The organism is Brevundimonas sp. DW-iso22 (assembly GCF_058725425.1).
The window spans coordinates 525,456-550,843 of the sequence record NZ_JBZXEB010000002.1; the positions used below are offsets into that span (position 1 = coordinate 525,456).

Annotated in this window: 27 protein-coding genes; 17 read left to right on the forward strand and 10 right to left on the reverse strand. The window is 66.5% G+C overall.

Annotated elements, in window-relative coordinates; all coding sequences use genetic code 11:
* The first annotated feature begins 56 nt into the window (after nucleotides 1–56).
* The 8 genes from AC4PRM_RS02530 (at nucleotide 57) to AC4PRM_RS02565 (ending at nucleotide 8,138) form a co-directional block, all read left to right on the forward strand.
* On the forward strand, nucleotides 57–1,445 hold the full coding sequence (locus AC4PRM_RS02530) for a flagellar hook-length control protein FliK (protein WP_492038663.1): 1,389 nt from the start codon (nucleotides 57–59) through the stop codon (nucleotides 1,443–1,445).
* Nucleotides 1,446–1,448: 3 nt separating this feature from the next.
* A complete protein-coding gene (locus AC4PRM_RS02535) occupies nucleotides 1,449–2,207 on the forward strand; it encodes a flagellar hook assembly protein FlgD (RefSeq protein ID WP_492038664.1) in 759 nt (252 codons plus the stop codon).
* A 12-nt stretch (nucleotides 2,208–2,219) separates the two neighbouring features.
* Nucleotides 2,220–3,662, forward strand: coding sequence for a flagellar hook protein FlgE (flgE, locus tag AC4PRM_RS02540; protein ID WP_487922858.1), 1,443 nt, complete (start codon nucleotides 2,220–2,222; stop codon nucleotides 3,660–3,662).
* Between the two features lie 162 nt (nucleotides 3,663–3,824).
* Nucleotides 3,825–4,115, forward strand: coding sequence for a CtrA inhibitor SciP (gene sciP / locus AC4PRM_RS02545; protein WP_292170909.1), 291 nt, complete (start codon nucleotides 3,825–3,827; stop codon nucleotides 4,113–4,115).
* Between the two features lie 128 nt (nucleotides 4,116–4,243).
* Nucleotides 4,244–5,455 carry a tRNA 2-thiouridine(34) synthase MnmA gene (gene mnmA / locus AC4PRM_RS02550; protein ID WP_492038665.1) on the forward strand — a complete coding sequence of 404 codons (1,212 nt, stop codon included), beginning with the start codon at nucleotides 4,244–4,246 and terminating at the stop codon, nucleotides 5,453–5,455.
* Nucleotides 5,448–6,026, forward strand: coding sequence for a hemerythrin domain-containing protein (locus AC4PRM_RS02555; protein ID WP_492038666.1), 579 nt, complete (start codon nucleotides 5,448–5,450; stop codon nucleotides 6,024–6,026). Before mnmA ends, AC4PRM_RS02555 begins: the two co-directional genes overlap by 8 nt.
* Before the next feature lie 104 nt (nucleotides 6,027–6,130).
* Nucleotides 6,131–7,039, forward strand: coding sequence for a cobalamin biosynthesis protein CbiG (locus AC4PRM_RS02560; protein ID WP_492038667.1), 909 nt, complete (start codon nucleotides 6,131–6,133; stop codon nucleotides 7,037–7,039).
* Nucleotides 7,040–7,094: 55 nt separating this feature from the next.
* Nucleotides 7,095–8,138: a glycerophosphodiester phosphodiesterase family protein gene (locus tag AC4PRM_RS02565; protein ID WP_492038668.1), complete on the forward strand. Its 1,044-nt coding sequence runs from the start codon at nucleotides 7,095–7,097 to the stop codon at nucleotides 8,136–8,138.
* Here the strand turns inward: AC4PRM_RS02565 and AC4PRM_RS02570 are convergent.
* From AC4PRM_RS02570 to AC4PRM_RS02580, 3 genes are read right to left on the reverse strand one after another with little or no spacing between them, the layout of a single operon-like run.
* Nucleotides 8,135–9,070, reverse strand: coding sequence for a DMT family transporter (locus AC4PRM_RS02570; RefSeq protein WP_492038669.1), 936 nt, complete (start codon nucleotides 9,068–9,070; stop codon nucleotides 8,135–8,137). The two genes, AC4PRM_RS02565 and AC4PRM_RS02570, sit on opposite strands and share 4 nt — an antisense overlap.
* Before the next feature lie 13 nt (nucleotides 9,071–9,083).
* Nucleotides 9,084–11,357 carry a glycine--tRNA ligase subunit beta gene (gene glyS / locus AC4PRM_RS02575; RefSeq protein ID WP_492038670.1) on the reverse strand — a complete coding sequence of 758 codons (2,274 nt, stop codon included), beginning with the start codon at nucleotides 11,355–11,357 and terminating at the stop codon, nucleotides 9,084–9,086.
* Nucleotides 11,357–12,244 (reverse strand): glycine--tRNA ligase subunit alpha, encoded by an 888-nt coding sequence (locus tag AC4PRM_RS02580; protein ID WP_492038671.1) that lies wholly within the window; start codon nucleotides 12,242–12,244, stop codon nucleotides 11,357–11,359. Before AC4PRM_RS02580 ends, glyS begins: the two co-directional genes overlap by 1 nt.
* Before the next feature lie 112 nt (nucleotides 12,245–12,356).
* Between AC4PRM_RS02580 and AC4PRM_RS02585 the strand changes: the two genes are divergently transcribed.
* Entirely contained in the window at nucleotides 12,357–13,094 is a 738-nt protein-coding gene (locus tag AC4PRM_RS02585; RefSeq protein WP_492038672.1) for a polysaccharide deacetylase family protein, read from the forward strand.
* Here AC4PRM_RS02585 and AC4PRM_RS02590 read toward each other — a convergent pair.
* Nucleotides 13,091–13,852 (reverse strand): competence/damage-inducible protein A, encoded by a 762-nt coding sequence (locus tag AC4PRM_RS02590; RefSeq protein ID WP_492038820.1) that lies wholly within the window; start codon nucleotides 13,850–13,852, stop codon nucleotides 13,091–13,093. The two genes, AC4PRM_RS02585 and AC4PRM_RS02590, sit on opposite strands and share 4 nt — an antisense overlap.
* A gap of 103 nt (nucleotides 13,853–13,955) precedes the next feature.
* Between AC4PRM_RS02590 and map the strand changes: the two genes are divergently transcribed.
* The 7 genes from map (at nucleotide 13,956) to AC4PRM_RS02625 (ending at nucleotide 18,902) form a co-directional block, all read left to right on the forward strand.
* Entirely contained in the window at nucleotides 13,956–14,780 is an 825-nt protein-coding gene (map, locus tag AC4PRM_RS02595; protein WP_373255951.1) for a type I methionyl aminopeptidase, read from the forward strand.
* Between the two features lie 79 nt (nucleotides 14,781–14,859).
* Nucleotides 14,860–16,266, forward strand: coding sequence for an isoaspartyl peptidase/L-asparaginase (locus AC4PRM_RS02600; protein WP_492038673.1), 1,407 nt, complete (start codon nucleotides 14,860–14,862; stop codon nucleotides 16,264–16,266).
* On the forward strand, nucleotides 16,263–16,790 hold the full coding sequence (locus tag AC4PRM_RS02605; protein WP_492038674.1) for a GNAT family N-acetyltransferase: 528 nt from the start codon (nucleotides 16,263–16,265) through the stop codon (nucleotides 16,788–16,790). Before AC4PRM_RS02600 ends, AC4PRM_RS02605 begins: the two co-directional genes overlap by 4 nt.
* A 48-nt stretch (nucleotides 16,791–16,838) precedes the next feature.
* On the forward strand, nucleotides 16,839–17,078 hold the full coding sequence (locus AC4PRM_RS02610; protein WP_492038675.1) for a BolA family protein: 240 nt from the start codon (nucleotides 16,839–16,841) through the stop codon (nucleotides 17,076–17,078).
* Nucleotides 17,079–17,081: 3 nt separating this feature from the next.
* The gene (locus tag AC4PRM_RS02615; protein WP_373255957.1) at nucleotides 17,082–18,017 is read left to right on the forward strand and encodes an aldo-keto reductase family protein; all 936 of its coding nucleotides are present in this window, start codon (nucleotides 17,082–17,084) and stop codon (nucleotides 18,015–18,017) included.
* A gap of 91 nt (nucleotides 18,018–18,108) precedes the next feature.
* Nucleotides 18,109–18,474, forward strand: coding sequence for a Grx4 family monothiol glutaredoxin (grxD, locus tag AC4PRM_RS02620; RefSeq protein WP_487922845.1), 366 nt, complete (start codon nucleotides 18,109–18,111; stop codon nucleotides 18,472–18,474).
* Nucleotides 18,474–18,902 (forward strand): acyl-CoA thioesterase, encoded by a 429-nt coding sequence (locus AC4PRM_RS02625; protein ID WP_492038676.1) that lies wholly within the window; start codon nucleotides 18,474–18,476, stop codon nucleotides 18,900–18,902. The genes grxD and AC4PRM_RS02625 overlap by 1 nt, the downstream gene beginning before the upstream one ends.
* On the opposite strand, the gene AC4PRM_RS02630 is transcribed toward AC4PRM_RS02625, so the two are convergent.
* Together AC4PRM_RS02630 and AC4PRM_RS02635 are read right to left on the reverse strand one after the other, a co-directional pair.
* Nucleotides 18,903–19,283, reverse strand: a complete 381-nt coding sequence (locus tag AC4PRM_RS02630) for a hypothetical protein (protein WP_492038677.1) — start codon at nucleotides 19,281–19,283, stop codon at nucleotides 18,903–18,905.
* The gene (locus AC4PRM_RS02635; protein ID WP_373255961.1) at nucleotides 19,280–19,411 is read right to left on the reverse strand and encodes a hypothetical protein; all 132 of its coding nucleotides are present in this window, start codon (nucleotides 19,409–19,411) and stop codon (nucleotides 19,280–19,282) included. The genes AC4PRM_RS02630 and AC4PRM_RS02635 overlap by 4 nt, the downstream gene beginning before the upstream one ends.
* A gap of 169 nt (nucleotides 19,412–19,580) precedes the next feature.
* On the opposite strand from AC4PRM_RS02635, the gene AC4PRM_RS02640 reads away from it, so the two are divergent.
* Nucleotides 19,581–20,354, forward strand: coding sequence for a hypothetical protein (locus AC4PRM_RS02640; protein WP_492038678.1), 774 nt, complete (start codon nucleotides 19,581–19,583; stop codon nucleotides 20,352–20,354).
* A 369-nt stretch (nucleotides 20,355–20,723) separates the two neighbouring features.
* Here the strand turns inward: AC4PRM_RS02640 and AC4PRM_RS02645 are convergent, their stop codons facing one another.
* From AC4PRM_RS02645 to AC4PRM_RS02660, 4 genes are all read right to left on the reverse strand, one after another.
* On the reverse strand, nucleotides 20,724–21,110 hold the full coding sequence (locus AC4PRM_RS02645; protein ID WP_492038679.1) for a hypothetical protein: 387 nt from the start codon (nucleotides 21,108–21,110) through the stop codon (nucleotides 20,724–20,726).
* 149 nt (nucleotides 21,111–21,259) lie between these two features.
* Nucleotides 21,260–21,877, reverse strand: a complete 618-nt coding sequence (gene rpsD / locus AC4PRM_RS02650; RefSeq protein ID WP_373255965.1) for a 30S ribosomal protein S4 — start codon at nucleotides 21,875–21,877, stop codon at nucleotides 21,260–21,262.
* A 150-nt stretch (nucleotides 21,878–22,027) separates the two neighbouring features.
* Nucleotides 22,028–24,394 carry a bifunctional diguanylate cyclase/phosphodiesterase gene (locus AC4PRM_RS02655; RefSeq protein ID WP_492038680.1) on the reverse strand — a complete coding sequence of 789 codons (2,367 nt, stop codon included), beginning with the start codon at nucleotides 24,392–24,394 and terminating at the stop codon, nucleotides 22,028–22,030.
* A 101-nt stretch (nucleotides 24,395–24,495) separates the two neighbouring features.
* Entirely contained in the window at nucleotides 24,496–25,386 is an 891-nt protein-coding gene (locus tag AC4PRM_RS02660) for an MBL fold metallo-hydrolase (RefSeq protein ID WP_492038681.1), read from the reverse strand.
* Nucleotides 25,387–25,388 lie beyond the last annotated feature (2 nt).

A 25,388-nucleotide genomic window follows, 5' to 3' on the forward strand; every position in this document is an offset into this window, starting at 1 on the left:
GTCCGGCGCAGCAGGCGCCCTCGTCCTCTCGCTTCACCGCGAGCCGTCACGGTCTCATGTCAGCCACCGCCGTCCTCAACCTGATCGCGCCCTCCGCTCCATTGCCTGTGCAGGCGGCGGGCGATGCCGATGCGTCGATCTTTGGCGGCCTGCTGTCCGATGTCGGAGCGGGCGAGGGCGGCACTGACGACAGCGTCCCGCCGCATCCCACCACCCTGCCGCCACGTGACACAGCCAGGGCCACGAACAAGCTGATCGCCCTGGACAGCAGCACACCCGGCACCCTGATCGACCCGACAGGCACCATCCAGACCCAGCCCCCCGCCCCGACGGACGAGACTGACGACACCAAGGCAACGGACGTCGCCCTCACCTTCCCCGGCCCCGCTGTGGAAACTGATCCATCAGCGTCTGGCACTGGCGCGAACACCGACGATCAGCCCCCCGTCATGCCCTTGCCCGTCGGGCCCACGCCCGTCGTTGCAACGGCGTCGACAGCTGCTCCGACATCGACCGCGCCGGTTGTCCTGCCAGACGTGACCGCCGCCGACGCTGCTGAAGCCGCCTTGCTGGCCGCAGCCTCCGAGGCCGCTACCGACGACGCCCAGACCCTGCCGCCCGCCGCCGCCGAGAAGGCCGCCGCGACGACACCACCGGTTCCCCAGGTCCAGCCGCCCGCACCGGCCCCACTGAAACCCGCGTCCGAACGTACGGGCCGCACCCATGACGGACTGACCCGCGAAGGGAGCGAGGCCAAGGTGTCTGCCGACGGCGCGACCGCCACCGCCAACGCATCATCCGCCTCTGCGACCTCAGCACCGACGCTCGGCAAGGCCACCGCCGACGCTGCCGCGCTGCCGCCTGCGTCTGCCGCACTGACAGCTCAGGCCGATCTTTCCGGCGACCTGAATACCGATGGGGCCACAGCCTCGCTCGATACCGCCAAGTCGCAGGCCGAGGCCGCCGTCAGCCATGACGCCAGCCTGTCGACCCTGTCGCGCGCCAGCATCGACGCCACGGCCCAGATCGCGGCCCAGATCATCCGCAAGCTGGATGGCCGGTCGACCCGGTTCGAGATGGCCCTGACGCCCGACGACCTCGGCCGGGTGGACGTCAAGCTGGAGATCGATGCCGAGGGTCGGCTCGCCGCCCGCATGGCCTTCGACAACCCGGCCGCCGCCGCCGATCTGCGCGGCCGGGCCGACGAACTGCGTCGTCAGCTTCAGGACGCGGGCTTCCACGTGCCCGACGACGCCTTCGAATTCGCCGAGCGCGACAGCGGCTCCAGCGCCTTTGACCGGGGCTCATCCGATCACAACGACAATCAGCGCCAGAACCGCGCCTTCTCCGCCGCCTCTCGCCTGAATGCCGAAATCGATGTGGCCCAGCCGCCGCGCTGGATGTCGCTGTCCCTCTCGCCCTCGGGCGTGGATTTGAAGGTTTAACCGATGGTCGATTCCATCAGCACCAATACCGCGACGACCCGGATCAACTCCGGTTCGACCATGCTGGCCTCGAACTTCGAGACCTTCCTGACGCTGCTGACGTCCCAGTTGAAGAATCAGGACCCGCTGTCGCCCGTGGATTCCAATCAGTTCACGGCCCAGCTGACCCAGATGGCGGGCGTGGAGCAGCAGCTGCTGACCAACGACCTGCTGAAATCCCTGGTCGCCGGTCAGGGCGGCGGCAGCCTGGCCAATGCGGCCAACTACATCGGCAAGGACGCAACCGCCGCCTGGGCCGCGACCAAGCTGACCGACGGCAAGGCGACCTGGAGCTATGAGCTGGCCAACACCGCCACCGACGCCAAGCTTCAGGTGCTGGACGCCCAGGGCAAGGTGGTCTGGGAAGGCACGGCTCCCGACAAGTCCACCGGCGTCCACGACTTCACCTGGGACGGCAAGACCACCAGCGGCGTCAACGCCACCGAGGGCGGCGTCTATACGCTGAAGATCACCGCCAACAATGCGACCGGCGGCACCGTCGACAGCCAGGTCCTGACCCGCGGCCGGATCACCGGCGTCGAGATGTACAACGGTGAGGCCTATCTGACCGTCGGCAACTCCATCCTGCCTCTCTCCACCGTGATCGCCCTGGAAGAAAACCGGACGGCCACCTCCACTCCGACACCAGCGAACGACGACAGCGAGGACGGCCTGCTGGCCTCCATCGCCTCGGCGCTGAACCCCCTCAAACTGTTTTCGTAAAGGACCCGAGCCATGTCTCTGAATAGCGCCCTGTGGGCCGGTGTTTCCGGCCTGTCCGCCAACGCCGCCGCCCTGGCCTCGATCTCGCAGAACATCGCGAACGTGAACACGGTCGGCTACAAGCGTACGACCAGCGAGTTCCAGACCGTCATCAACGGCCAGTCCGCCGGCACCGGCTATTCCGCCGGCGGCGTTATCGCCAATACCCGCCACTACACCTCGCAGGGCGGTCAGCTGCAGCGCACGACCTCCAGTACCGACCTGGGCATCGCTGGCCAGGGCTTCTTCGTCGTGACGGAAAAGCCCGAGAACCTGACGCCGATCGATGCGCGCCTGTTCACCCGCGCGGGGGCCTTCACGCCTGACGACTTCGGCTTTCTGAAGAATACGGCGGGCCTGTATCTGCAGGGCTGGCCGGTGGATTCCGAGGGCAACATCGCCACCGACCCGTCGGACATCAACCGCCTGCAGTCGATCAACATCGGCTCGGTCGGCGGCGCCGCCGAGGCCACCACCCGCGCCCAGCTGAACGCCAACCTGCAGTCAAGCCAGGCCATCTCGGCCGAGGCGACCGCCGCTTCCACCGTTCCAGCAGGGGCCGACGCCTACGATCCGGCCACCAACTCCATGGCGATGTATGACCCGGACACGGGGGTGGGCGTGAAGCCCGACTTCACCATGTCGATCCCGGTCTCGGACTCCAAGGGTGGCCAGCGGACGGTGGCCCTGTCGTTCCTGAAGGGCGTCAACCCCAACGAATGGTATGCCGAAATCCACGCCGTGCCCGCGTCCGACATTGAAGGTGGGGCCAATGGCCTGATCAAGAGCGGTCGGATCGTATTCACCCAGGACGGGCGTCTGGACCCCGTTGCCACCGCAGCCCTCGGTGCCAATGCCCTGTTCCCCGACCTGAACGCCGCCACCCTGAGCATCGGGGCCTCGGATTCGGCCGCCGCGCCCGGTACCGTAAAATGGGCGACCGGCCTGGGCATCGCGGCCCAGCCGATCAATCTGGCGCTGAATGCCTCCGCCGGCGGTCTGACCCAGTACAGCAGCGCCTCGGCCGTCCAGTCGGTGAACACCAACGGCACCGCCTTCGGCAACCTGGCCAGCATCGAGATCGACAAGGAAGGCTTCGTCACCGCCATCTTCGACAACAGCGTGACGCGCCGCATCGCCCAGGTCGCCATCGCCACCTTCGCCAGCCCGGACAATCTGACGGTCGAGGACGGTAACGCCTACCGCGTCAGCCGCGGCTCGGGCACCTTCAACCTTAAGACGGCCGGCACGGGCGGCGCAGGCTTCATCGGCGCCTCGCAGCTGGAGGCCTCCACCGTGGACCTGTCGGCCGAGTTCACCGGCCTGATCACCACCCAGCGGGCCTATTCCGCCTCGTCCAAGATCATCACCACGGCCGACGAAATGCTGGCCGAACTGATCAACATCAAGCGCTGATAAAGGCCTGAACGGGGGGAACGGCGCATGGACCGATCGACGAAAACCAGGCGGGTGGACGGAGGGGATTTTAGGATTCCCTTCACCACGACGCTTAAACGGCCCTTAGGTGGGTCGCGCTACCTTGCCTGCTCAGTGTGGTGGTGAATGAGGCAAAAGCCCATGTTGCAAGAGCGACGTCTTAATACCCAGGGTGAACAGTATGTCGTGGGTCCCACGGGCACGCCGCTGACCCTGCGCGACCTGCCACCGCCACATACAGACCGCTGGGTCATCCGCCGCAAGGCCGAAGTGGTCGCCGCCGTGCGCGGTGGCCTGATCAGCCTGGAGGACGCCCTGGCCCGCTACCGTCTGACGGCCGAGGAGTTCCTGGCCTGGCAGAAGGCCATCGACAAATGGGGCATGCAGGGCCTGCGCACGACCCGCATCCAGCATTACGGCCGCGACGACTGATCATCGGCCCGATCTCTCTCCCCCGACGGCCAGCGGCCGCTCCTGACAACAGGGGCGGCCGTTGTCGTTTTGACGTGCGTCCACGCTCAGGCCTCGAAATCGCGCCGTTCAAGGCCTAGATAGCGGCCATGACCCTGACCGAGGACCTTTGCCCGATCCCCGACATCGCCCCCGTGTCGTCGCAGGACGACATGGATGCGGCGATTGAGGCCGCGCGCGCGGCGGTCGGCCTGCCGGTCGGTTCGCGCGTCGTGGCGGCCATGTCGGGCGGTGTGGATTCCACCGTGGTGGCGGCCCTGCTGCACAAGGCAGGCTATGACGTCGTCGGGGTGACGCTGCAGCTCTATGACCACGGTGCGGCCCTCAAGAAGAAGGGGGCCTGCTGCGCCGGTCAGGACATTCACGACGCCCGCTTAGCCGCCGAGATGCTGGGTATCCCTCACTATGTCCTCGACTATGAATCCAAGTTCCGCGACGCGGTGATCGACCAGTTCGCCGACAGCTATCTGGCCGGCCAGACGCCGGTGCCGTGCATCCGCTGCAACCAGACGGTCAAGTTCCGCGACTTGCTGGACGTCGCCCGCGACCTGGGGGCTGAGGCGATGGCGACGGGCCACTATGTCCGCCGATCCGTCACAGATGGCCGCGCCCAGATGAGGAAGGCGGTCGATCATTCGCGCGACCAGTCCTACTTTCTGTTCGCCACGACCCGCGACCAGTTGGACTACCTCCGGTTTCCCCTGGCCGATCTGGAGAAGCCCCAGGTGCGCGGCGTGGCGGCGGCGCTGGGCCTGCGGATCGCGGCCAAGCCGGATAGCCAGGACATCTGTTTCGTGCCCAACGGCGACTACCGCACCCTGATCGACAAGCTGAGGCCGCAGGGGCGCGAGGCGGGCGAGATCGTGCACATGGACGGTCGCGTCCTGGGCAACCATGCGGGCATCACCGACTACACCATCGGCCAGCGTCGCGGTCTGAACGTCGCGGTGGGCGAGCCGCTGTTCGTGACCCGGCTGGACCCGGCGAAACGTCACGTCATCGTCGGCCCGCGCGAAGCCCTGCTGACCGCGTCTCTGACGCTGGACGAAACCAACTGGCTGGGTGACGAGGCCTCCATGCGGGCTGCGGCTGAAGCCGGTGCGGCCGTACTTGCCCGCGTGCGCTCGACCCGCCCGCCGTCGCCTGCCCGCCTGTCCATGACGGACGGCGTGGTGGCCGTGACCTTCGACCAGGGCGAGGAAGGCGTCGCGCCGGGCCAGGCCTGCGCCCTGTACGACCCCGCCGATCCCGACCGCCTGCTGGGCGGCGGCTTCATCAAGACCACGACCGCCATTGTCTGATCCCGCCGAAGATGCCTGGGCGCTGGGCGTTCGCCCGGGCCTGCCGTCCGAGATGCGCTATCTGGTCGAGGGCTTTCCGCGCGATCGCTGGGTGCGCAGCGAACTGGATCAGACCGCGGCCTTCTGGCTTCAGATGCACGACGGCTTTCGCGACCATCAGCGACACATGGACGATCTGGTCGACCGGTGGCGGACAGACGGCGACCTGATTGCCCTGCACCGGCAGCTGATCCCCGCCCTGCAAGGCTTCCTGCAGCATCTGGACGGCCACCACCGCGTCGAGAGTGGCCACTATTTTCCGGCCCTGCGTGCGATGGAGCCCCGGATCGACCGGGGCATCGACCTGCTGGACCGCGACCATGACGCCGTCCACGAAACGCTGGAGGCCATGTTCCGCGACGGCATGGCCTTCCACCAGGCTGTGGCCGGCAAGGCCCTCGACGCCGCCGATCATGCCCATCGCCTCGGCGACCGGATCGCGGGTGCGGCCCGTCCCCTGCTGCGCCATCTGGACGACGAGGAAGACATCATCATCCCCCTGATCCAGTTGCGCGGTGCGCCTGCGGTCTGAACGAACGCCGAAACGCTTTTTTTGGGCGCAGCACGATTAGCCCCCGCGCCAAAATGGGCTAGAAGCCCGCATCCTGTTTACGCCCAGCCTTTTAGGAGCCCACCGTGGCCCGCCTGTTCGACGCCTATATCATCGCTGACTGGACTGCCGCCGAGGGCAAGAAGCTGGGCGACAACTCCGTCTGGATAGGGGTGGCCAAGCGCGACGTGCGCTTCCGCCTGTATTCCGAGACGCACAATGTCGCCACGCGCGCCGAAGGCGAGGCCCTGCTGGCCTCCCTTCTGGCCGACCACAGGAAGCGCGGCGACCGGGTGCTGGTCGGCTTCGACTTCTCGCTGGGCTATCCGGCGGGCACGGCGGCGCGACTGGGCCTGAAGGACACGCCCGCCTGGTCCGCGCTGTGGAAATTCCTGGCCGGCAACATCGTCGACAAGGCTGACAACACCAATAACCGCTATCAGGTCGCGGCCAAGATGAACCGGCTGATGACCGACGAGGCCTGGCCCTTCTGGGGCGCGCCGGCCAAACAGGCCCAGCGCTGGCTGACCACGACCAAGCCGCCCGCAGGTGCCGGGGCCGACATCACCGAGTTCCGCGCGACCGAGAACGCGATCCGCAAGGGTCGCCTGCAACCCAAGTCCAACTGGCAGATGCACGGAGCCGGGGCCGTCGGCGGCCAGACCCTGGTCGGCATTCCAGCCGTGCGCCGTTTGCTGGAGAAGCTGGGACCGTCAGGCGCCGTCTGGCCCTTCGGCACCGGCTGGCGGGCCTTGGGCACCGACGACCTCGAGCCGCTGTCTGCCCTGGTGGCCGAGGTCTATCCGTCGATGTGGGACGCGACACCGAACCCCGGCGAATTCAAGGATCAGGCGCAGGTCCGCGTCACAGCAGAGCATTTCGCAAAGCTGGATGAAGCCGGCGATCTGGAAAAGGCCTTCGCCCCGCCGAAGGGGGCTTCCGACGACCTGATCGCCCAGGTCGAGCAGGAAGAAGGCTGGATTCTGGGGGCCTGAGGCGGGGCATCTGTGGCGCAATGAAACCGTCACGGGCCGCCCCTACCCTTTGCGGATGATCCGGCTCATTCTGGCGACCGTCCTGCTGCTGATCGGAAGCCCGGCCCTGGCCCAATCGCCACTGATAATTGCCCATCGCGGCGCATCCGGAGAGCGGCCGGAGCATACGCGCATGGCCTATGAGCGGGCCATCGAACAGGGGGCGGACATGATCGAGCCGGACCTGGTCATGAGCCGCGACGGCGTCCTGATCGTGCGGCACGAGAACGAGATCGGCGGCACCACCGACGTCGCCCATCGACCAGAATTCGCGGATCGGCGCGCGACGAAGATCATCGACGGCGACAGCGTCACCGGCTGGTTCACCGAGGACTTCACCTGGGCCGAGTTGCAGACGCTGTACGCGCGCGAACGCCTGCCGGAGCTGCGGCCCGAGAACACGGCCTTCGACGACGTGGAGCCGATCCTGAGTTTCGAACAGGTGCTGGAGATCGCGCGGGATGCCGGCGCCCGGACGGGGCGGATCATCGGCGTGGTGCCGGAGCTGAAGCATCCGTCGTATTTCGCCGGCATTGGCCTGCCGATGGAAGACCCCTTTGTGGCTGTGCTGGAACGGCACGGGCTGACGGGGGCGGAGGCCCCGGTCATCGTCCAGTGTTTCGAGGTCGGGACACTTCGTCGGCTCAATGAGCGGATTGAAACGCCCCTGCTGCAACTGATCGCGGCGAGCGGCGAGCCGGCGGACGGTCCGGCCCTCAGCTACGACGCCATGACCACGCCGCAGGGACTGGCCGAGATCGCCACCTATGCCGAGTGGATCGGGGTCGATACCGCCCTGATCGAACCGGAGCCGGGTGCCCCGACGGTCCTGATCGCCGACGCTCAGGCGGCGCGGCTCAAGGTCTCCGCCTGGACCTTCCGCGCCGAAAACGCCTTCCTGCCTACGGGCGACAGGATCGGATCAGACCCGGCGGAACATGGTCGGCTGCACGAGCGGCTGGCGCGGTTCGCGGCCTATGGGCTGGATGCGGTGTTTATGGATCAGCCGGGTAGGTTCCAGGGACGACACTCGAGCATGCAGCCTTTCCCTGGAACCTAGCCCCTGAAACCTAGAACCTTCTGCGGCCGCGTCACCAGCCAGATGCCCACGCAGACCAACACCAGCGACGCCCCATAAGTCCAGCGCATCACGCTCTCCCCCAGGAACAGGCTGGACAGGGCCACGCCGAAGACCGGGATCAGGAAGTTGAACGCCGCCAGCATCCCCACCGGATTGTGCTTCAGCAGCAGGCTCCAGGTCGCAAAGGCGAAGGCGGACAGCAGGGCCATATAAAGCAGCAAGACCCCCGAACCGAGGTCGAACGCCCCCAGATGACCGCCGCCGATCAGGCCGATCGCCACCAGCACCGCCCCGCCCAGCGCCAGCTGCCAGCCGGTCATGACCATGGGGTCCAGACCCTGCGAAATCCGCTTGCCATAGATGGACCCCGCGGCCAGCACGAAGGCGGCGCCGATGATGAAGCCCTCGCCCAGCAGGGTGACGTCCAGGCCGAACCCGCCCCGGCCCAGATTGACGACCAGCACGCCCAGAAAGCCGACGATGCAGCCCCAGACCTTGCGGTGGCTCAAGCGGTCGTTGGAGTAGATGAAATGGGCCAGCACCACGCTGAAGAAGGTGCCGGTCGCATTCAGGATCGACGCCTTGACCCCCGTCACATGCGCCAGGCCGATGTAAAAGAAGACGTATTGCAACGTGGTCTGGAACAGCCCCAGCAGCACCAGCTGGCGCGCCTGCGAGCCCGTCACCTTCAGGATCGGCTTTCGCATCGCCACGGTGACGCCCAGCAGGATCACCCCCGCCAGCAGGAACCGCCACCCCGCGAACAACAGCTGACTGGCCATGTCCGCCGGCGCGATGTCCAGCATCGCATATCCTGCCTTCACCGCCGGATAGGCACTGCCCCACAGCAGGCAGCACAGTGTCGCCAGGGCAAAGACCGACGCGCGGCGCGTGAGCAGGGGGTGGGTCATGTGGGGGGCGGTGTTAGCCGCCCACCTGTCCGAAGTCGGCGACCCGGCCCATGACGTCGCGCACCTGGCCCAGCAGCTTCAGGCGGTTGTCCCGCTCCTCGGCCACGTCGGAGTTGACCAGCACCTTGTCGAAGAAGGCGTCGACAGGTCCGCGCAGGCCTGCCAGCGCGGTCATGGCGGCGGCGAAGTCCTCGGTTTCCAGCGCCGCATCCACCGCCGTGCCGGCGGCCCCGACGGCAAAGGCCAGGGCGACCTCTTCCTCGGGCTGGCCGGGCAGGCCGGTCTGGACCATGCCGGTGGGCACGTCGCCCTTCTTGGCCTCGGCCCGCAGGATGTTCGACGCCCGCTTGTAGCCCGCCAACAGATTGGCCCCGTCGTCGGTGCTCAGGAACCCGTCCAGCGCCTCGACGCGCCGCACGATGCGGACCAGGTCGTCGTCGCCCAGCGCGAAGACGGCATCGACGAGATCGTGACGCTTGCCCTGATCGCGGAGGAGGACTTTCAGGCGGTCGGCGAAGAAGGCGAGGAGTTGATCCCCCTTGTCGATAAGATCGTACTTTCCGCCAAAAATCCGATTGTCGCGAAACGCGTAATCAAACGCTCGTCGGTTGAAGCTCGCGAAGGGGAAAGCCATCGGCCAAAGGTTGACCTGGGATGTTAAGCCGGTAGCCGCCGAGATCGTTCGCATGTGAGGAAGGCCGTGGAGCTCCAATAGCTCTCGTGCCTGAGCGTGTTGCCCTTCCTCGAGCGACGCGAGCTTTTCGATCACTCCGAGTTCGCCCAGAATTCCGGAATCCACCGCAGCGTTGATCGCAGATCGAAGTCCAATCCGAGAGCCGGTGTCTGTTAGTAATCGGATCACCCCTAATGCGGCACGTCTAAGCGCAAACGGATCCTTGGAGCCCGTCGGTGTCTCCCCGATGGCGAAGAAGCCAACCAGGATGTCCAGCTTGTCGGCCAGGGCGACCGCCACGGTCAGCGGCGCGGTCGGCACGGTGTCGGCGGGGCCCTGGGGCTTGTAGTGATCGCGGATGGCGTCGGCGACGGTGTCGGGATGGCCGAAGGCGCGCGCATAATACCCGCCCATCACGCCCTGCAGTTCCGGGAACTCGCCGACCATGCCGCTGGCCAGATCGGCCTTGGCCAGACGGGCGGCGGCCTCGGCCTGATCGGGGTCGGCATCCACTAGGGGCGCGATTTCGCGGGCTAGGGCGGCGATGCGCTCGACCCGGTCGTGCAGCGTGCCCAGCTTGGCGTGGAAGGTCACGCCTTTCAGCTTGTCGTTCCAGGCGTCGAAGCCGACCTTCAGGTCCTCGTCCCAGAAGAAGCGGGCGTCGTTCAGGCGCGCGCTCAGGACCCGGCTGTTGCCGGCGGCCAGGGCCTGGCCGCCATCGGACGCCTCGACATTGGCGACCACCAGGAAGTTGGGTGCCAGCTTGTGCGTGGCCGGGTCACGGACGGCGAAATACTTCTGGTGCACCTTCATCGACAGGCGCACCACCTCGGGCGGCAGGTCCAGGAACTGCGGATCCATGTCGCCCAGGATCGGCGTCGGCCATTCGGCCAGCCCCGCCACTTCGTCCAGCAGGCCGTCGTCATCGACCAGCGCGAGACCCCGCGCGGCGCAGGCGGCCTTGGCCCCGTCGAGTATGCGCAGCTTGCGGTCGGCCACATCCAGCAGGACGAATTCGCGCTCCAGCTTGGCGCGATAGTGGGCGAAGTCCCTGACCGTGAACGGCTCGCCGGAACCCAGGAAGCGGTGGCCCTCGGTCGTGTCGCCGCTGTGGATGCCGTCGATCTCGAACGGAACCACCGCCCCGTCGAACAGGGCCACGATCCGCTTCAGCGGTCGCACCCAGCGCAGGGTCCCGGACCCCCAGCGCATCGACTTGGGCCAAGGGAAGCCGCGCACGATCTGGTCGACCATGTCGGGGATGATGGCCGTGGTCGCCTGGCCCGTGGACGACAGGACACCGAACCAGACGCCGTCACGCTCGGTCAGCTGATCCTTCGCCAGGCCGGTCTTGCGCAGGAAGCCGTCCAGCGCCTGATCGGGGGCCGAGGTGCGCGGGCCCTTGACCTCTTCGGACCGGTCCGGCGTCGCCGACGGCAGCCCCTCGACTACCAGCGTCAGACGCCGCGGGCCGGCATAGGTAGTCAGGGCCTCGTAAGCGAGACCCGCCGCCTTCAGCCTCTCGGCCGCCATCCGCTCCAGATCACGCGCCGCCCCCGCCTGCATGCGCGCGGGGATTTCTTCGGAGAACAGTTCTATGAGAAGTTGGGGCATCAGGCGGTTTTCCGCTCTTGGTCGACATAGGCGACGGCACAGGCCTTACACAGGTCCCGGATCCGTCCGATGTAGCTCTGGCGTTCGGCGACGGCGATGGCCCCGCGCGCGTCCATCAGGTTGAACAGGTGCGACGCCTTCAGCACCTGGTCATAGGCGGGCAGGACCAGAGCCTGATCCTGCGGGCCCTTCATCTCAAGGAAGCGCGAAACCTCGGCCACCATGTCCTCGAACCGGCGCTTCAGCCCGTCGACGTCATAGCCGTGGAAGTTGGCTTCCGACTGCTGGCGCTCGTTTTCCAGGAAGACTTCGCCATAGGTCAGGCCCTCCTTGGTGAACTTCAGATCATAGACGTTGTCCACGCCCTGGACGTACATGGCCAGGCGCTCCACCCCGTAGGTCAGTTCGCCCGAAACGACGTCCACCTCGATGCCGCCGACGCCCTGGAAATAGGTGAACTGCGTCACCTCCATGCCGTCGCACCAGACCTCCCAGCCCAGCCCCCAGGCACCCACGGTGGGGTTCTCCCAGTCGTCCTCGACGAAGCGGATGTCGTGCAGTTTTGGATCGATGCCGATCGCCGCCAGCGAACCGAGATACAGCTCCTGAAGGTTGTCCGGGTTGGGCTTCAGGATGACCTGATATTGGTAATAGTGCTGCAGCCGGTTGGGGTTTTCGCCATAGCGCCCGTCGCCGGGGCGGCGGCTGGGCTGGACATAGGCGGCCTTCCACGGGCGCGGACCGAGTGCGCGAAGCACCGTCGCCGGGTGCAGGGTGCCGGCCCCGACCTCGATGTCATAAGGCTGCAGGATCGCGCAGCCCTGATCGCCCCAGTATTTGTGGAGGGTCAGGATCAGGTCCTGGAAGGCGAGAGGTTCGGTGGTCACGGGTGGCTGTTCGCAGTCGCAAAATGAGAGGCGCGGACCCTAGACGGCGGGCCTTTGCGCGGCAAGCCGAGGCCATACGCTTCCTTAAGCGAGGGCGGCTAGAACCGCATCCATGAAGGCCATCGACCAGATGCGGCGCAGGGCCGCCCGCTATCTCGATATCGACGCCGTGACCATCGCGCCGGCGAAGGGCGTCTTCTCGCTGAGTTTCGACGACATCCCCGAGACGGCCTGGACCGAGGCCGGGCCCATCCTGGCCGAGCATGGCGTTCTGGCCACCTACTATGTCTGTGGCGGGCTGGAGAGCGGCTGGAACATGGAGCGGCCGCAGTTTCGCACCGAGCATCTGCAGGCCCTGCATGCGGCGGGACATGAGGTCGGCTGCCATACCTTCGGCCACACCAGCGTGCTGCGCATGGATGCCGAGGCGATGCGGCTGAGCCTTGAGGCCAATGCCGCCTGGGTGGCCGCGCGGCTGGACGGTCATCGCATGACCACCTTCGCCTATCCGTTCGGGGATGCGACGCTGGCGGCCAAGCGGATCATCCGAAGCCGCTTCGCCCTGGGGCGCGGGGTGCGTGACGGGGTCAATGCGGGGCGCGAGGACCGGGGCCTGATCAAGTCAATCGGCCTGGAGAACCGCCGCCTGCCACACTACGATCTGGAGGCGATGATGGCCGAGGCGGCGTCATCGAACGGCTGGCTGACCGCCTATGGCCACGACGTCTCGGACCGGCCCACGGACTATGGCTGCACCCCGGACGATCTGGATCGTGTGCTGCGCGCCGCCAAGAGCGCGGGGCTGGAGATCCTGCCGATCGGTCAAGCCTGGGCGAAACTGGCGGCCTAGGCCGTGATCACCCGGGCCTCGATGCCCGCCGTGGCCAGATCGGCCAGCAGGCTATTGACCGCCAGTTCGACCGCTGCCGCGTCTCGCCCGCGGATAACCAGATTGGTCCCGATCTCTCCCACCGAGCCGTGGCCGAACGGGTAGCTGCCATAGCTGAGTTCCCGATTGGCTTTCGCCGCCGCGCCCAGCATGTCCGCGATCGTCCCTTCGCCCACACCCGACACCCGCACCGTCCGCGCATGCACGACCGCCCCGGTGCGCAGGCGCGGAGCCACATCCTCCAGCATGGCCGTCATGATCTTCGGCACCCCCGCCATGACAAAGACATTGCCGATCTGGAAGCCCGGCGCATCCGTGACGGGATTGGCGATCAGGCTGCCGCCCTCCGGCACCCGCGCCATTCGCCGCCGCGCCGCATTGAACTCGCCCGGGCCATAGCGCTTTTCCAGGATCGCCACCGCGTCCGGATGCTCCGGCAGGGCCACGCCAAAGGCACTGGCCACGGCATCGGCGGTGATGTCGTCGTGCGTCGGCCCGATGCCGCCGGTGGTGAAGACATAGTCGTGGGTGGACCTGAGGGCATTCAGGCTGTCGACGATCTGCTCCGTCCGGTCCCCGACAGTGCGGGCTTCCAAGAGGTCGATGCCCAGCGCGCCCAGGAACCGGGCGATGGTGTTCAGATTGGTGTCCTGTGTCCGCCCGGACAGGACTTCATCGCCGATGATCAGGACGGCGGCGGTGGGGGAAGCGTTGCTCATCTGATGCAGATAGGCGCATCCGGCCCGCACGTCATCGTCTCGCCTTGAGCATCTGTGCTATGCTCCCCACCTGATCGCCGACCCCGCCTGAAAGCCTGCACGCATGTACGAGACCCCCGAACTGGACGAGGACGCCTTCGTCCGCACCCACGAGATCCGCGTCCATCAGGACGAGGAGGCCTGGGAGGGCATGCGCGCGGCCGGCAAGCTGGTCGCCCAGGCGCTGGACATGATCACCGAGTTCGCCGTGCCCGGCGTGACGACGCAGGAGATCGACGACCGGATCCGCACCTTTACGCTGGACCACGGGGCCCTGCCCGCCTGTCTGGGCTACAAGGGCTATGAAAAGACGGTCTGCACCTCGATCAATCATGTCGTCTGTCACGGCATTCCGGGCGACCGGGTGCTGAAGGACGGCGATATCGTCAACATCGACCACACCGTCATCGTCGATGGCTGGCATGGCGACTCCAGCCGCATGTACCCGATCGGCGAAATCAACGCCCGCGCGCGCAAGCTGATCGACGTGACCTATGATTCGCTCGACGCCGGCCTGGCCATGATCAAGCCGGGCAACACCTTCGGCGACATCGGCTATGCCATCCAGCAGGTGGTGGAGGCCAATCGCATGTCGGTCGTGCGCGACTTCTGCGGTCATGGCATCGGGCGGCTGTTCCACGACAGCCCCAACGTCCTGCACTACGGCCGTCGTGGCGAGGGCGCGGTGCTGAAGAAGGGCATGTTCTTCACCGTCGAGCCGATGGTGAACCTGGGCAAGCCGCACGTGAAGGTGCTGTCCGACGGCTGGACCGCCGTGACCCGCGACAAGTCCCTGTCGTCCCAGTGCGAGCACACCATCGGCGTGACGGACGACGGCGCCGAACTGTTCAGCGCCAGCCCGGCGGGACTGTTCAGACCGAAGTTCTGAGCCACCTTACCGGGATTTCATTTGGCGTCCCGGCGGCGCGCCTGCATCGTTTCGGCGAAGCGTTTGCAGGGTGGCGTCGATGAAGCGGGTTCTGGCGACGGTCGGGATGATACTGACGCTGGCTGGGCCCGCGCTGGCCCAGGAGCCGGAGCCGGTCGCGGACAATCCGGACATGGCGGCGATCTATGCGGCGGATCAGGCCGTACGACAGGACGTCGCCGCGATCCTGGCCGGCGGACGAGAGGCGGCGCTGCGAATCTACGCTGAGGACACCGTGCGCCGCCAGCAGGTGAAGGCCCTGCTGGACGCAGGGGCATTGCGCACCGCGACGGACTTCTATTCCGCCGCCCTGGTCTATCAGCATGGCGATACGGCCGAGGACTATCTGATGGCCCACACCCTGGCTGTGGCGGCCTTGGGTGAAGGCTCGACCGAGTCGCCCTGGCTCGCGGCCGCGACGCTGGACCGTTACCTTCAGAAGATCGGCCAGCCACAGATCTATGGCACCCAGACTATGGTGAAACGGGGAGAGCAGCCGACGCACGAGCCATTCGACCACGCCCTGATCCCCGACAGCATCCGAACGGTTCTGGGCGTCTCGACCCGCGCCGCCGAAGTCGCGCGGCGGCAGGCGGGCGGCTCGGCCCTGGACATGGTCGAGGCGGGCGGTCGCGTGGCCGAGGCGGACGAGAGCAATTCCTCCGTCGGCCTCGGCGGCCTGCCGGACCGCGACGGGCGGGTGACGCTGGATGCCTGCATCATGGGCTGGAACGGCGACATCGGGGCGGTCTGCGCCCTGGAGGATGTGGTCCATGCCGTCTCGGTCGCCCGCGCGGTGATGGAGAAGACGCCGCACACCATGCTGGTCGGCGAGGGGGCGCGGACGTTCGCCGTCGACCAAGGCTTTCCGACCCAGACCCTGCTGACCCCGCGCGCCGAGGCCGCCTGGCGCGACTGGCTGAAGACCGCCGAATACGCCCCGCGCATCAACAGCGAGAACACCGACTGGCGCAGCACTCCAGATTTCAGGGGGCCGGGCGGTCCGGGCAACCATGACACCATCGGCCTGATCGCCATCGGGGCGGACGGGCATATGGGCGGGGCCTGCACCACCTCGGGCATGGCCTTCAAGATGCGCGGCCGGGTCGGCGACAGCCCCCTGATCGGCGCGGGCCTCTATGTCGATGACGAGGTCGGCGGGGCCACCGCCACCGGTGTCGGCGAGGATGTGGTCCGCGTGGCCGGCAGCCATGCCGTGGTCGAGGCCATGCGCCACGGAATGGACCCCACCGCCGCCTGTCGCGGCGTGATCGAACGGCTGGCCCGGCTACGCGGCACCAAGGTCGCCGCATCTCAGGTGGCCCTGCTGGCCCTGGACAAACAGGGCCGTGCCGGGGCCTTCGCCCTGCAGCCCGGCTTTACCTATGCGGTCACCGCCGCCGACGGCACGACCCGGATCGAGCGGGCCGGTGCCCTGTTCGCATGACTGTGCTGACCTCAGCCAGGCTGACCCTGACGCCAGTCAGCGTGGATGATTATGACGACCTGTGCGCTCTCTGGGGCGACGCAGCCTTCGCCACCGCCATCCTGCCCGAAGCCATGAATACCGAGGACGTCTGGTTCCGCCTGCTGCGCGACATCGGGCAGTGGCAGGTTCGGGGCTATGGCAGTTGGTCGGTGCGGCGAACGGCCGACGGCGTCTACATCGGCAATGTCAGCGTGCTGGACCATCGTCGCCTGATGACGCCCGCCTTCGACGTGCCGGAACTGGGTTGGGGCGTAGCACCGAGGTTTCAGGGACAGGGGCTGGCGTTCGAGGCTGTCAGCGCGGCGCTGGGATGGTGCGACCGATCGCTGAACACCGCACGCACCGTCTGCATGATCGACCCCGCCAATGGCCCGTCGCACGCCCTGGCCCGGCGTGTGGGCTACGTTCCCTATGCCGAGGCTATCTACAAAGGCAGTCCGGTCGTGCTGCTGGAGCGCAGGACCACCGTAGCCAGCCATTAAGGTTTACGCGCCATAGTCACAGGTGAATTGTCGGAGATCGCCGCGCCCATGCCCATGCCTGTCGAAGAGCTTCGCGGCCATCTGGTCGAGGCCTTTCCCGATGCCGAGATCGCCATCGACGATCTGGCGGGCGACGGCGACCACTATCGGGCGCGGATCGTTTCGACCGCCTTTGCGGGCCTTCCGCGCGTGCGCCAGCATCAGCTGGTCTATGCCGCGCTGAAGGGCAAGATGGGCGGCGAACTGCACGCGCTGGCGCTCGAAACCTCGACGCCGACGGAGGCCTGAGCCATGCGTTACCGTCCCTTCGGCCACAAAGGACAGGCGGTCTCGGCCGTGACCCTGGGCCTCAGCTCGCGCGACATCGCCCGTGGCCCCGAGGCGGCGCGCGCGATCATCTATGCTGCGCTGGAAGCAGGCATCAACAGCTATCGCCTGCGCGACGCCAACCCCGTGCTGGCCGAAATCCTGGGCGACAGTCTGAAGGAGGTGGATCGCCGCCTGCTGCAGATCTCGCTGACGCTGGGGGCCGGAGACGGTCGCAAGGGGTCGGACCGCGACTTCTCGGCCGAGGGGATGACGGCCTGCATGGACCGCGCCCTGCACGCCTCGTCGCTGGGCTGGTTCGACCAGGCTCTGCTGGATCAGCCGATGCATGACGAACTGCCCCAATCGTCTCTGAATGCGCTGAAGGCCCTGCGCGCTACCGATCGCGTCCGCCTGCTGGGCGTGGCGGGTGATGGTGAGGTGATGGACGCCTATGTCTCGACCGGGGCCTTCGACGTGCTGGTCACGCCGTATCATGTGAACTCGCCCTGGCAGGTCCGCTCGCGTCTGCGCGATGCCCGCGAAAAGGACATGGCCGTCTTCGCCATCGGCTATTTCCCGGAGAGCCTGGATACGGCCCAAAAGGCCGAAATGGTTCATGCGGAGCCCAAGAAAAGGGGTCTGTTCGGCTTCGGCGGCTCCGGCGGTCGGGCCAAGTCGGACCCCCTGCGCGGTGCAGGCACCTTCGCCTTCCTGCATCGCACGCCCAACTGGACGGCCGAGGAAATCTGCCTGGCCTATGTGCTGACCGATCCGTCGATCTCCAGCGCCATGATCCATGCCGAGGATGTCGATCGTCTGAACCAGCTGGCTGCCATCCCCGACCGCGACCTGCCGCCCGGCCTGGCCGCCCAGATCGAGATGGCGCGTGTGGCCGGTGCCAAGTCCGTCGCGGCCTGACCCCATTCAACACCGCGTCATAAATGGCCCGCGCCCTTGACCCTGGCCCGCCCGGTCCCTAGCTGACGGCCTTCACGAAAGGCCCCCTTCAGTGACCGATCAAGCCGTGACTTCCGCCGACCCCATCCATGCCTTCATTACCGATGCGGTGCAGACCCATCCGGTCGTTCTGTTCATGAAGGGCACGCCGGACGCGCCGCGCTGTGGCTTCTCATCCCTGGCTGTCCAAATCTTGGACCATATCGGCGCGCCCTTCGTCGGGGTAGACGTGCTTCAGGACGAGGGTCTGCGCGACGGCATCAAGAGCTTCAGCGACTGGCCGACCATCCCCCAGCTGTATGTGAAGGGCGAGTTCGTCGGTGGCTCGGACATCGTGCGCGAGATGTTCAATGCCGGTGAGCTTCAGGCCCTGATGGCCGAAAAGGGCGTGCCCATGGGTGAGGACGCCGACGCCTGATGGCCCGCCCGGTCCTGCAACCGCGCGAGGACCGCGAGATCTTCGTCGTACCCCTGACGATCCGGCCCGAGCACATCGACGAGAACGGCCACGTCAACAATGTCGTCTATGTCGGCTGGCTTCAGGATGCCGGCACGGCCCACTGGACCGCCCGCTTCGACGCGGCGACCCGCTCCAAATGGTCCTGGGTCGGTGTCCGGCACGAGATCGACTATCTGCGCCCCCTGATGCCCGACGCAACCGGCGTCGTCGCGCGCACCTGGGTCGGCGATCCGCAGGGCCCGCGCTTCAACCGCTATGTCCGCATCGAGAATGCCGAGGGCCAGGTCTGTGCCCAGGGCGTCTCCGAATGGGTACTGGTCGATGCGCAGACGATGCGGCCGCATAGAATCCCGGCAGACATGCTGCCGGCCTTTCAGGCCCGCTGACTAGAGCGTCTGCGGATTGATCAGGCGCAGGCGTGCATCCGGGGCCAGGCCCAGGGTCGCAAAACTCCACGACAGTTCGACGCCCTCGGCCACCAGAGCCTTGCACATGTCCGGAGCCCGGCGGTTCAGGACCACATCCGTGTAGCCGTCCGCCGCTTCGGTCAGCTGGACCTCGAAACTGTCCAGGCTGGTGCAGCCGTTCGAGCCCACGCGCACGATCAGACGACCGTTCTCGACGCGCGGCTCACCCACGGCTTCGAGCGAGGTCGACGCCGCATCGGACAGGCGCACCACATCGGTCTTGCCCTCGTCATTGGCATAGATGACGCAGCCCGACAGCAGGGGCGCGATCAAGGCTGAGGCCAGGAATATGCGCTTCACTGGGCCGCGTCCGAAGACTGATGCACGACCCGGGTCGTCGGCTTGTCCGTGGCGATGATGATGCAGCCACCCAGCAGTGGGGCGGTAAAGGCCGTCAGGACGGCAGCTATGGCGAGACGACGCAGCATGAGGTGTTCCATTCGAAAAGGGCGAGAGAGCAATGACGTCACCTGATGTGACGCTTGATCTTCAATCTGCCGCCTGCCCGGGCGAATGGCACGTGAACAATCCGCAAGGTGGAGCCATGACTTTGGGAAATCACGGATATGCAGCATAGTCGGCCCTGGTGGAGGGACCATGGTCAGAAAGCCGATACGACGGCGAGCGCCGGCCAAGATCCGCTGGCCCGAAGTTACGTCAGAAGCCGCCGTAGCGGCCGTGGCGGTCATGCTGTCTCTGATCACGCTGACAACTTCGGCCTGGTTTGTGCTGCGTGGGTCGGTGGTCACAGCGGTGCCGCCGGAAAACATCTTCTTCTACCGCGACGCCAGCAATGATCCTTCACTAACAGCCATAGAGAATGCCGTCCTGACGGCCGGAGTGGATACGGCGCTGGTCAACACGGCCAGCGCAAACTATGGCGACGTCGTCACCCGCATCACGATGCAAATCGATGCCCCGGGCGATCGCGATGCTGTGTTCCGGTACCAGACCCTGGTGACGCCGGTGTTCAGCGAGACGGCTGCGCGTCAGGCTGCGAACTGTCCGGTCACGTCACGCTGTGTCCTGAACGGCAATTTCCTGGCCATCGAGGAGCCTCGCCGGACGCTGGACGTGGCGGGCGGCTCCTCACGGTCAGAGTATATCGGCTTTGTCCTCAACAGCAGCAACTGCGCGCCTTCTGGCCACTGTGACGCCTACCGCAACTTCACCAGCGCAAGCCAGGCGCTGGACCGTGCCGAGCGCCTTGTCATACGCTTCCACTATCGTCTGCACTCTGACGGCGAAAAGACCGCAACCTGCATTGTCGACCTGCGACCGAAAGGGGCGGTGACCTATCGACCCTGGCTGGCGGCGCAGTTGAAGAACAAGGGTTGGGCCATACTCCCCTGCCAGTCCGGCCCCTCTTGACTGAACATTGTTATTGACGCGCGCGCCATCAGGGCGTTCTTGTCTGGCTTCGCCGTTGGGGAGACATCCGATGTTGAAGTCTGCTGGTCGCGTACTGACCCTGTTGACGCCATGGGCCATTGGAACCGTTGCCCTGGTGATGGCGTCCTGCAGTCAGCAGCCACAGGATCCGCCGGTACCGCCGACGCCCGACATCCCCATGCCGCCGCCTCCCCCGCCGCCTCCCCCGCCGCCGCCGCCACCGCTTCCGACATGCCCGGGCGATCCACGGTGCACGGCGTCGGACAGCAACACCGGGCAGCAGGCACCGGAGGGCTGATCAGGACATTGTCGGCCGGCGGTCAGCGTAAAGACCGGGTCTGACCGGTATCAGGTTCGCGGCAGCTGGTAGGGGTTTTCGACCGAAACCCGCGCGCCGGGTGCCAGGCCCAGTTCCTCGAAGGTCCAGGTGATCTCCAGACCGTCGGTGACGGGTCGCTGGCAGCGGTCTTCCTTGATCCGGCGCAGGGTGATGACCGCTTCGTCCCGCGTCTGGCGCACAACGGGCGTCAGATCGGCCTTGGCGGTACAGCCGTTGGAGGTGACGCGGAACAGAGCCTGGTCATGGGCGATGACGGCGGCGTGGACCGGCTCCATCTGACCGGGCATCGAACCGTGCGCCACCACATCAGCATCCGCAAAAGGGTTTGACAGGGCACAGGCCGAAAGGCTGATGGCCAGAAGGGTCGCGCCGGCCAGACTAGCGATCGATTTCATGCCCCGGCCCTCCAGACCGTCTCTGAACTTTATCATAGTGCGCCTGTTCGCGTCACAGGTGAACCCCGGTTCCGTGAAATAGAAAGGGCCCCGGATCGCTCCGGGGCCCTTTCCAGAATTTTGTCTCGCTGAACCAGCGATCAACCGCCTTACGAGGAGTAGTATTCCACGATCAGGTTCGGCTCCATCTTCACCGGGAACGGCACGTCGGCCAGCTCCGGCACGCGCACGTAGCGGACCGAGAAGCCGCGGTCGCCCAGTTCGATGTAGTCCGGGATATCGCGTTCCGACGACTGCTGCGCTTCCAGGACCAGGGCCATGTTGCGGCTCTTTTCCTTGACCTCGATGACCTGGCCCGGCTTGACGCGGTACGAGCCGATGTCGACCTTCTTGCCGTCGACAGTCACGTGGCCGTGGCTGACGAACTGGCGGGCGGCCCAGACGGTCGGGACGAATTTGGCGCGATAGACGATGGCGTCCAGGCGCGATTCCAGCAGGCCGATCAGGTTCTCGGAGCTGTTGCCCTTGCGGCGCGAGGCTTCTTCATAGGTGGCGAAGAACTGCTTCTCGGTGATGTTGCCGTAGTAGCCCTTCAGCTTCTGCTTGGCCTTCAGCTGCAGGCCGAAGTCCGAGACTTTCGACTTGCGGCGCTGGCCGTGCTGGCCAGGGCCATAGGACCGCTTGTTGACGGGAGATTTCGCGCGGCCCCACAGGTTTTCACCCATGACCCGATCGAGTTTGTACTTGGCGCTGTGGCGCTTGGACATGTGTCACTCTCTTATATGATGCGGCCCGGTCCCTCCCCAGATGGAGAGACGATCTCAACGGCGGTCCACGCATCGTCCGTAGTGTCATCGCATCGAAGGGTTGCCCCGACGACGTGAAGGCGGCGCTTATCGACGTCGCGCCTTCCGGAGTCAAGCCGCCTGGGACGCCTCCGCAGCCTCTACTGTCAGGTCGGCCTCGGCATCGGTGTTGTTTTGGCCATCGCGCGACGGGCGGCCCAACAGATAGCCCTGGACCTCGTCGCACCCTTGGGCCCGCAGGAATTCCAGCTGGATCCGGGTTTCGACACCCTCGGCAAGGACAGGGATGTCCAGACTCTCGCCCAGGGCCAGGACGGCGCGGATGATGGCCTTGGACTGCTGGCTTCCCTCCAGTTCTGACATGAAGGACCGGTCCAGCTTGATCTTGTCGAAGGGGAAGGCCCGCAGCGTGGACAGGGACGAATAGCCGGTACCGAAGTCATCCATGGCCACAGACACGCCCAGCAGCTTGAGCTGGCGCAGGATATGGGTCGTGCGTTCCATGTCGGCGATCATGGCCGTCTCGGTGATCTCCAGTTCCAGCCGCTCGGGCTTCAGCCCCGTCTCGATCAGGATCTGGTGCACCAGTCGGGGCAGGTCGATGTGCGACAGCTGGACCGGCGAAAGATTGACCGCGATCCGGTGCGGCACCTCCCAGCTGGCGGCCTCGACACAGGCGGCCCGCAGAACCCACTCCCCGATCGGCAGGATCAGGCCGGTCTCTTCAGCCAAGGGAATGAATTGATCCGGCGGAATGTAGGAGCCGTCCGGCTGCTTCCAGCGCAACAAGGCCTCGAACCCGGTCGCCTTGCCGGTCGAGAGCGAGGCCTGGACCTGATAGTGCAGCTCGAACCGGTCGTTATCCAGGGCCTCGCGCAATCCCTGCGTCAGGCGTCGACGATCGCGCACAGCCTCGTCCATCGCCTCCTCGTAGAAGCAGACGTCGGTCGCCAGCGCGGCCTTGGCCCGATACATGGCCAGATCGGCATTGTTGATCAGGACGGACGCCTCGCGCGCGTCATCGGGCCACAGGGCGATGCCGATGGCGGCACCGCACTGCACATCGGCATGGTCCGCCTGCATCGGCTCCATGATGGCGCTGCGCAGACGCTCGGCCGCCTCCATGGCGTGCAGCCGGCTCGTGACAGGGGTCAGGGCCATGAATTCGTCACCGCCCAGCCGCGCAACGAAGTCGCCTTCAGTGCGGGTCGCCATCATCCGATCGGCGACATGGATCAGCAGCCGGTCGCCGACCCCGTGGCCATAGACGTCGTTGACCTCCTTGAACCGGTTCAGGTCGATGGCGAACAGGGCAAACTGCTGGCCACCCGACTGGGCGACCCGGCGCTCCATCTCCTCCAGGAACGACACGCGGTTGGGCAGTCCGGTCAGGCTGTCGTTGCGGGCCAGATGGACGATGCGACGCTCCTGCGCCAGCCGGGCCCGCAGGTCGCGGACCGCAAAAATGCGATAGTGACCGGCCCCGTCGTCGCGCCGCGCCGCGCGCACGGCGATCTCGACCGGGATCGCCTCGCCGTCGCTGGCCGTAAGGGCTCCCTGAACCAGCATGCCGTCTGCGGACCGCGCTTCCTCGTCCAGCCAGCGTTCCAGCGGCTCTCCCACCAGATCATCGACCGCAACGCGGCACAGACCCGCAAAGGCTGCGTTGCCGATCAGGATCACGCCCTCGCTTTCGACCAGCATCCCGTCCACGCTGCCCTCGATCAGCTGATAGAGGCGGCTGTTGGAATCCCGGCTGGTCTGGTCCTCCAGCGCATGGCTGGCGATCGCGACGCCCAGGATCAGAAAACCGACCACGGCCACGCCCACGGCCAGAAGGGCGGAGGCAACATCACCCGTGACTGCGCCTTCGACCGGGGCCAGGGGCAGGATGGTCATGGCCCCCATGCCGGTGAAGTGCAACGACACGATCGCCAGAACCAGCAAGCCGGGGGCGATATAGGTCTTCAGCCCCGACACCGTGTTCCGGACCTGGGCAAAGGCCAGAGCGCCGAACACCACCGCCGCGATCAGGGATGCGGCCACATAGACCGGCGACCAGATCACCAGGGCATCGGCGGTGAAGGCCGCCATGCCGACATAGTGCATGGCCGCCACCGTCAGACCAAAGGTCACGCCGCCCGCTTCGGGCGACAGACGGTGCCGCTGCGACCCCATGGCCATGGCCAGTCCGCAGCCGACGATCGCGACCAGCAACGATATTCCTGTCAGGAAGGGCGCATAGGTGATCTCGACGCCGGGTCGATAGGCCATCATGGCCACGAAATGGGTGCACCAGATGGTGGCTCCGCCAGCCACAGCCCCCAGGAACAGCCAGGACCAGCGCATCCGCCGGCGGCTGGCCCTCACCTTGCGGTATAGTCGGGCCATGATGACGGCCCCCAATACGCAGATCACGGCCGCAAGGGCCGTCAGGTAGAGGTTGTGATCCTCCACCAGGCACGAAAACACACGCATACGAACTGCCGCAACGAACTGAAACTGCAGCAGCTCCTAATGCGGAACCTTGAGCGCAGGCCTAACGATCAGGCTTAACCGTTCCTTGCCATCACCCGGACCTATCGGGCGGCAGGCCCCGGCTCGGCCACCCATACGAAGTCGTCGGCCCGCCGCTCGATCCGGCCCAGGCCCGGATAGGGAAAGTGGACGGCGTACAGGCGCAGGTTTTCGCTAGCCGCGCGCTCCAGCAAGGCCCGGCGGCTGGCCTCGGCGACATCAGCCCGCCCGTCGAACTGGATAGTCCAGTCCGGGCGCTGCACCGAGATCACGGAGTGGTGCATGGTGTCGCCGATGTAGAGCAGGCCCTCGTTGGCCGAGGCGATCTGATAGCCGGTGTGGCCGGGTGTATGGCCCTGGATGTCGACCGCCGTCACCCCGGGCAGGACCTCGGCACCGGCCGCAAAGGTCTGCACCTTGGGCGTCAGGCCCGTGACCAGTGCGGTCATCGTGGGATCGGCTTTCAGGGCGTCCCACTCGTCAGTCGTCATGCGGATGGTGGCGTTCGGAAACACCAGTTGACCCTCGCCATTGACCAGACCGCCAACGTGGTCGCCATGCGCGTGCGAAATCAGGATATCGGTGACCTGACCCGGCTGCACGCCCGCCGCAGTGAGCGACGTCAGCAGCTTGCCCTCCGTGCCCATCTGACCGCCCGCGCCCGTGTCGAACAGCACGACCTTGTCGCCCATCTTGACCAGCAGCGGCTGGATGCTGAGGCCCAGCGTATCGGTCGGCAATGCGTTGGCGGTCAGCAGCGCATCCACATCCGCCTTGGCCTCGCCGATCGCCAGCACCTCGCCATTGTTCGGCACCGACAGGCTACCGTCCTGTAGGGCATAGGCGTCCAGCGCGCCGATCTTGAAGGCGAAGGCCTCGTTCGTGGACTGGGTGGTGGTGGCAGACGCGGTGGCCGGCGTCTCGGCGGCCTTTTCGGCGGCAGGGGGGAGCATGC